The sequence below is a fragment of the Pseudolysinimonas sp. genome (genome assembly GCF_031389465.1).
In the GTDB taxonomy this organism is placed as follows: Bacteria; Actinomycetota; Actinomycetes; order Actinomycetales; family Microbacteriaceae; genus Pseudolysinimonas_A.
The window spans coordinates 1-6,160 of the sequence record NZ_JANMSQ010000078.1 but is presented as its reverse complement, the minus strand read 5'-3'; the positions used below and the strand labels follow the sequence as shown (position 1 = coordinate 6,160).

Below are 6,160 nucleotides of genomic sequence, written 5' to 3'. Positions count from 1 at the left end.
GGTCTCGGTACGACCGCCGTGGGTCGTCACGACGAAGCCACTTGCCGTGCGCGGACTGCGCTTGACGTCGAGCGAGAGCACCAGCACCTGAGCGCCAAAGCGGTCGGCGATCTCTCCGACGAGCTCGGGCCGCGCGATCGCTGCGCTGTTCACGCCCACCTTGTCGGCTCCGCTCGCCAGCAACCGCGCAACGTCCTCGGGGCTGCGCACTCCGCCGCCCACCGTCAGCGGGATGAAAACCTGTTCGGCCGTCGCCGTCACCGTCGCGTACATCGTGGCGCGCGCATCCACCGTCGCTGTGACGTCGAGGAAGGTGATCTCGTCGGCACCCTGCTCGTAGTACGAGCGAGCGAGTTCGACGGGATCGCCCATGTCGCGCAGATTCTCGAAGTTGACGCCCTTCACCACGCGTCCCTCGGTGACGTCGAGGCACGGGATGACACGGATCGCCACGGTCACGGGGCGACCCCGAAAGCACTGCCGGCCACGCTCATCGCGGCCTCAGATCCGGGCGGCGTGGATCGACGACACGAGGATCGCGCGGGCACCCAGAGCGTAGAGCGCATCCATCACCTCGTTGGTGTCGTCACGCGGCACCATCACCCGCACCGCGACCCACCCCGTGTCGCGCAGCGGCGAGACCGTAGGCGACTCGAAGCCCGGCGTGATCGTCGACGCCTGCTCGATGAGATCGGCGGGCAGGTCGTAGTCCATCAACACGTAACGCCGGGCGACCATGACGCCCTGCAGCCGACGGCGGAAGGTCTCGAGGCCGTCAACGTCCTCCCGCGCCGCTATGAGCACGGCGGTCGACTCGAGGATCACCGGGCCGAAAATCTCGAGCCCCTGCTTGCGCAGCGTGGATCCGGTCTCGACGACGTCGGCTACGGCATCCGCAACCCCGAGGCGAACCGCCGACTCCACAGCGCCGTCGAGGTGAACCACCGTCGCGCGCACTCCTTGAGCCTCGAGGAAGTCCTCGACGAGTGCCGAGTAGCTCGTCGCGACGCGGGTGCCCGACAGGTCGGCGAGCTTTGAGAACTCCCCCACCGGTCCGGCGAAGCGGAATGTCGACGCTCCGAAATCGAACTCGTCGATTTCGACCGCCGTCGAGTGCGAGTCGAGCAGGAGGTCACGGCCGGTGATTCCGACGTCGAGGGCACCCGATCCGACGTAGGTCGCGATGTCGCGCGGGCGCAGGTAAAAGAACTCGACGTCGTTGCGCGGGTCGGGCACGATGAGCTCTTTGGGGTCGCGGCGCACCGCGTAGCCCGCTTCGCGGAGCATATCCACGGCGGTCTCGGAGAGAGTGCCCTTGTTGGGCACGGCGATTCGAAGCATTTGGCGCAAGTCTTTCAGTCGAGGGGGAACGGTGGGCGACGAGTCACAGATGTCGCCCGACATCCTCGAGGGTGAGCTTCTTCGCGAGCATGAGCACCTGCAGGTGGTAGAGCAGTTGCGAGATCTCTTCGGCGGTGCGCTCGTCACTCTCGAACTCGGCCGCCATCCACACTTCGGCCGCTTCTTCGACGATCTTCTTGCCGATCGCGTGCACCCCGGCATCGAGCAGCTCGACAGTGCGGGAGCCCTTGGTTTCCGATGCGGCGGTCGCCGTGAGCTCCTCGAACAGTCCGTCCCAGGTCTTCACAGCCCCCAGGGTAGCGGGCTGGTGTCGCGCCTGCCGCCGCCCGCGACGGGCTCGAGCCGAACGATGACGGCCTTCGAGGCGGGAGTGTTGCTCTCCTCGGACGCGCTCGCGAGGGGCACCAGAACGTTGGCTTCCGGGTAGTACGCGGCGGCACAGCCCTTCGCGGTCGGGTAGGAGACGACCCGGTAGTTGCGCAGCACGCGATCGGGCTCGTCTTTCCACTCGCTGAAGATGTCGACCCGCTGGCCGTCCGCGAGACCGAGCTCGTACAGGTCGTCGGGGTTCACGAAGATGACGTCGCGCCCCTTCGTGATACCCCGGTAGCGGTCGTTGAGCGAATAGATCGTCGTGTTGAACTGGTCGTGCGACCGCATCGTCTGCAGAATGAGTCGGCCCGCCGGGCGCTCGAGGTGTTCGAGCTCATTGACGGTGATCATCGCCTTGCCGGTTTTCGTGTCGAACCGGCGCGCGTCACGCGGCCCGTTCGGCAGGATGAACCCGCCCTTCTTGCGAATGACCGTGTTGAAGTCGGCGAATCCGGGAACGACGCGGGCAATGCGCTCGCGGATGGTGTCGTAGTCGCGCTCGAAGGCATCCCATTCGATGCCGTAGCGGTCGCCGAGGGTCGCTTTCGCCATCCGCGCGACGATCGCGACCTCGGAGAGCAGATCGTCACCGACGGGCTTCACCGCGCCGTGTGACGCGTGCACCGCGCACACGCTGTCTTCGACCGACACGAACTGCGGGCCGGCTGCTTGAACGTCGATCTCGGTGCGCCCGAGGGTCGGCAGGATGAGCGCCTCGTCGCCGGTGACGACGTGTGAGCGGTTGAGCTTCGTCGAGACCTGCACCGTGAGCGAAGCCCCCCGCATCGCGGCTTCCGCGGCGGCGGTGTCGGAGATCGCGCCGACGAAGTTGCCGCCCATCGCGATGAACACCTTCACGTCGCCGCGCTGCAGCCCTTCGACTGTCTGCAGGGCGTCGTAGCCGTGCCCGCGCGGCACCGGGAATCCGAACTCGGCATCCATCGCATCCATGAAGCGCTCGGGCATCTTCTCCCAGATGCCCATCGTGCGGTCGCCCTGCACGTTGGAGTGCCCGCGGATCGGGGAGGCCCCGGCCCCGGGTTTGCCGATGTTGCCGCGCAGCAGCAGCAGGTTCACGATCTCTTTGATCGTCGCGACAGCCTTCTTCTGCTGGGTGAGACCCATTGCCCAGGTGATGATGACCTTGTCGGCCTTCAAATACTCCTGGGCGAACGCCTCGATCTCGACCGAGGTGAGTCCGGTGGCTGCGAGCACGGCGGCGTGGTCGAGATCCGTGATGTGTGCGGTGAATTCCTCAAAGCCCGAGGTGTGCTCGGCGAGGAAGTCGTGGTCGAGCACCGTGCCGGGCGCCGCAGCCTCTGCTTCGAGAACGCGCTTCGACGTCGCCTGCAACAGCGCCATGTCGCCCCCCGAGCGGATCTGCAGGAACATGTCCGCGATCGCGGTGCCCCTGCCGATGATGCCGCGCACCTTCTGCGGGTTCTTGTAGCGGATGAGGCCCGCCTCGGGCAGCGGATTCACCGCGATGACCCGGCCCCCGGCCCGCTTGCAGTCCTCGAGTGCCGCGAGCATCCGCGGGTGGTTGGTGCCCGGGTTCTGCCCCATGACGATGACGAGATCGGCCTTTTCGAAGTCGTCGTACGCGATCGTCGACTTGCCGATGCCGAGCGTTTCGCCCATCGCCGTGCCGGTGGATTCGTGGCACATGTTCGAGCAGTCGGGCAGGTTGTTGGTGCCGAAGGCCCGCACGAAGAGTTGGTACAGGAACGCCGTCTCGTTGGCCGTGCGCCCCGACGTGTAGAACGCGGCCTCATCGGGCGACTTCAGGGCGTTGAGCCGCTCCGCCACGATCTCGAACGCGCGTTCCCAGCTGACGGGCTCGTAGTGGTCGGATCCGGCGGGTTTGTAGACCGGCTCGGTGAGTCGACCCTGCTGCCCGAGCCAGTATTCATCGCGATCGAGCAGCGCGGCAAGCGAATTCTCGTCCCAGAACGAGCGCGGCACGGTGATCGGCGTCGCCTCCCAGGTGACGGCCTTCATGCCGTTCTCGCAGAATTCGAGCGTGTTGCGGTGGCCGGGGTCGGGCCACGCGCAGCTCATGCAGTCGAAGCCGTCCTTCTGGTTGATCGCGAGCGACAACTTCGCCGTGCGGGCGACCCCCATCTCCATGAGCGCCGGCTCCATCGAGTTGAGGATCGCCGGCACCCCGACCGCCCACGGTTCGTTGTGCCCGACGTGGATGTCGGGATAGACCTCCGTCGGTTCGTCGCTCATCGAGCCGCCTCCGCCAGCGCGGGAACAGCCACCCGCTGCTCGCCGGCATAGACCACCATCGAACGGCCCCGCATGAAGCCGACCACCGTCATCCCCGACTCCTCGGCGAGATCGACAGCGAGCGACGAGGGCGCCGAGACAGCGGCGAGAATCGGGATGCCCGCCATCGACGCCTTCTGCGTGAGCTCGAAGCTCGCGCGTCCGGAGACCTGGAGCACCATTCCGGTCAGCGGCAGCAGCCCTTCCCCGTACGCCCAGCCGATGACCTTGTCGACGGCGTTGTGGCGACCGACGTCTTCCCGAAGCACGAGCATCTCGCCGGTGCGGCCGTCGAACAGTGCGGCAGCATGCAGCCCGCCGGTCTTGTCAAAGACGTCTTGCCCGGCCCGTAGGCGGTCGGGGAAGGATGCCAGAAGGGCCGCGTCGATCACGAGCGGGTCGTGCGCAACGGCGTGATGCGATGCGGTGCGCACGGCGTCGATGCTCGCCTTGCCGCACAGACCGCACGAAGACGTCATGTAGAAGTTGCGCTCAAGGTTCGTATTTGGCGCTGCAACGCCCTTCGCGAGAGTCACGTCGAGCACGTTGAAGGTGTTCTCACCCTCTTCGGTGACGCCGGCGCAGTAGCGGATTGCTGTGATCTGGCCGGCATCCGCTACGACCCCCTCCGAGATCAGGAACCCGGTCGCGAGGTCGAAGTCGTGCCCCGGGGTGCGCATCGTGATGCTGAGCGACGAGCCGCCGACCCGAATCTCGAGCGGCTCCTCGACGGCGAGCAGGTCTTCGCGGCGGGACAGCGTCGTGTCAGCGGAGTTCTCGCCCAGGGTGATTCGGGTGATCCGCTTCCTTGCGGTGATTCTTCCCATGTCCAATACCTATCACGAGAGTGATGCGCCGGGGCCTGAGTCTTAGAGTGTTCGGCATGATCGTCGACGCTCTCATTCTCGCAGGGGGTCGATCGTCGCGCCTGGGCCATTCCGATAAGCAGAAGTTGCAGATCGGGGGCGAGACCCTCCTGCGCCGCGCTGTGGAGGCGGTCCAAGCGTCCGGCGTGCGACACGTCCTCATCGTCGGTGACGAGGGCATGGATGACGTGCCCTCCGTGCGCGAGCAGCCCGCGTTCGCCGGCCCAGTTGCTGCGATCGCGGCGGGGCTTCGCGCCCTCCCGAGTGATGCCGATGCCCTGCTCGTGCTCGCCTGCGACATGCCCGACATGGCAGCGGCACTTCCCGCACTGATCGATGGTTTCGCCCGTGACGGCGTCATCGCGGTCGATCGGGAGCGCCGTCAGCAGCTCATGATCGTCGTGCGAAATGTCGCCCTCGCGGCAGCGATCGAACAGTTGCCGACCGTTGTCGACGCCTCGATGCGCAGGCTGCTCGGTAATCTCGATCTCGTCGAGGTGGTGGTTCCCGAGGGATCCACCGACGATATCGACACCTGGGACGACGCCGCACGGTTCGGCGCAACCCGCACGACCGACAGGAGCTCCCCATGACGGAGTCAGACCCACCCCCTCCCGACGAGACGGACGGCATCCTCGCGGAGTGGTCGGCCGAGGTGCGCTCCGCCCTCGGCATCGACGCCGACGTCGACATCCGCTCGGTACTCGGGCTCGCTGGCGTGGTCGCACACGCCGTCGTACGGCCCGCTGCCCCGTTGACCACCTACCTCGTCGGCTTCGTCGCCGGACGCTCTGCCGCGAGCGGTGAGGATCCAGCTGCGGCTGCGGAAGAAGCGACGCGCATCGCCAGAGACTTGGCGGCCCGTCGCTCGTGAGCCACCCCGGTCGCCTCCCCTGGTCGGAGGCCCGCCTCCGCGCGGCCCGTGCCGCCGCGCCACTCGGAAGCGAGGAGGTCGCGCTCGACGCCGCGCTCGGCAGGGTGCTGCGCCGTGACGTGACCGCCGCGATCGACATCCCCCACTACGCCTCAGCGGCGATGGATGGCTGGGCGGTCAACGGGCTCGGACCGTGGGAGCTCCAGCCCCGTGGTCCGCTGCATCCGGACGAGGCGACGACGATCGTGACCGGCGGTCTACTCCCGGTGGGGGCGGATGCCGTCGTCCGCAGCGAGAACGCTCACGTCGAGGGCGGCGAGCTCGTACTCGATCGCTCCGATGACCGGGATCACATCCGCCCCCCGGCAGAGGAGGCCAGAGTCGGGGAACTCCTCGTGGCGGCCGGCATCCG

The 6,160-nt window shown here is 67.2% G+C and carries 7 protein-coding genes and 1 pseudogene; 3 read left to right on the top strand and 5 right to left on the bottom strand.

The annotated features are described in order from the left end of the window. From hisF to fdhD, 5 genes are all read right to left on the bottom strand, one after another. On the bottom strand, positions 1 to 459 hold a 459-nt coding region (hisF, locus tag RMO30_RS03015; protein WP_309709330.1), incomplete at its 3' end, for a HisA/HisF-related TIM barrel protein. 42 nt (positions 460 to 501) lie between these two features. After that, on the bottom strand, positions 502 to 1,341 hold the full coding sequence (hisG, locus tag RMO30_RS03010; protein WP_309709327.1) for an ATP phosphoribosyltransferase: 840 nt from the start codon (positions 1,339 to 1,341) through the stop codon (positions 502 to 504). A gap of 43 nt (positions 1,342 to 1,384) precedes the next feature. After that, positions 1,385 to 1,648, bottom strand: coding sequence for a phosphoribosyl-ATP diphosphatase (locus RMO30_RS03005; RefSeq protein WP_309709323.1), 264 nt, complete (start codon positions 1,646 to 1,648; stop codon positions 1,385 to 1,387). Next, complete coding sequence (locus RMO30_RS03000) at positions 1,645 to 3,969, bottom strand: FdhF/YdeP family oxidoreductase (RefSeq protein WP_309709321.1); 2,325 nt, start codon at positions 3,967 to 3,969, stop codon at positions 1,645 to 1,647. Before RMO30_RS03000 ends, RMO30_RS03005 begins: the two co-directional genes overlap by 4 nt. Further along, positions 3,966 to 4,835 (bottom strand): formate dehydrogenase accessory sulfurtransferase FdhD, encoded by an 870-nt coding sequence (gene fdhD / locus RMO30_RS02995; RefSeq protein WP_309709318.1) that lies wholly within the window; start codon positions 4,833 to 4,835, stop codon positions 3,966 to 3,968. Before fdhD ends, RMO30_RS03000 begins: the two co-directional genes overlap by 4 nt. Positions 4,836 to 4,891: 56 nt before the next feature. Here fdhD and RMO30_RS02990 point away from each other — a divergent pair, with 56 nt between their 5' ends. The 3 genes and pseudogenes from RMO30_RS02990 to RMO30_RS02980 all read left to right on the top strand — a co-directional run. Beyond that, positions 4,892 to 5,467, top strand: coding sequence for a molybdenum cofactor guanylyltransferase (locus RMO30_RS02990; RefSeq protein ID WP_309709315.1), 576 nt, complete (start codon positions 4,892 to 4,894; stop codon positions 5,465 to 5,467). Further along, complete coding sequence (locus RMO30_RS02985) at positions 5,464 to 5,748, top strand: DUF6457 domain-containing protein (protein ID WP_309709312.1); 285 nt, start codon at positions 5,464 to 5,466, stop codon at positions 5,746 to 5,748. The genes RMO30_RS02990 and RMO30_RS02985 overlap by 4 nt, the downstream gene beginning before the upstream one ends. Continuing rightward, positions 5,745 to 6,160 (top strand): annotated as a pseudogene (locus tag RMO30_RS02980) (molybdopterin molybdenumtransferase MoeA); the annotation flags it as partial. The gene RMO30_RS02985 and the pseudogene RMO30_RS02980, both read left to right, overlap by 4 nt.

Bases quoted from the DNA above. Each gene is read 5' to 3' on its own strand.
- hisG (WP_309709327.1), bottom strand. From the start codon at position 1,341: ATGCTTCGAATCGCCGTGCCCAACAAGGGCACTCTCTCCGAGACCGCC.
- RMO30_RS03000 (WP_309709321.1), bottom strand. From the start codon at position 3,969: ATGAGCGACGAACCGACGGAGGTCTATCCCGACATCCACGTCGGGCAC.
- fdhD (WP_309709318.1), bottom strand. From the start codon at position 4,835: ATGGGAAGAATCACCGCAAGGAAGCGGATCACCCGAATCACCCTGGGC.
- RMO30_RS02990 (WP_309709315.1), top strand. From the start codon at position 4,892: ATGATCGTCGACGCTCTCATTCTCGCAGGGGGTCGATCGTCGCGCCTG.
- RMO30_RS02985 (WP_309709312.1), top strand. From the start codon at position 5,464: ATGACGGAGTCAGACCCACCCCCTCCCGACGAGACGGACGGCATCCTC.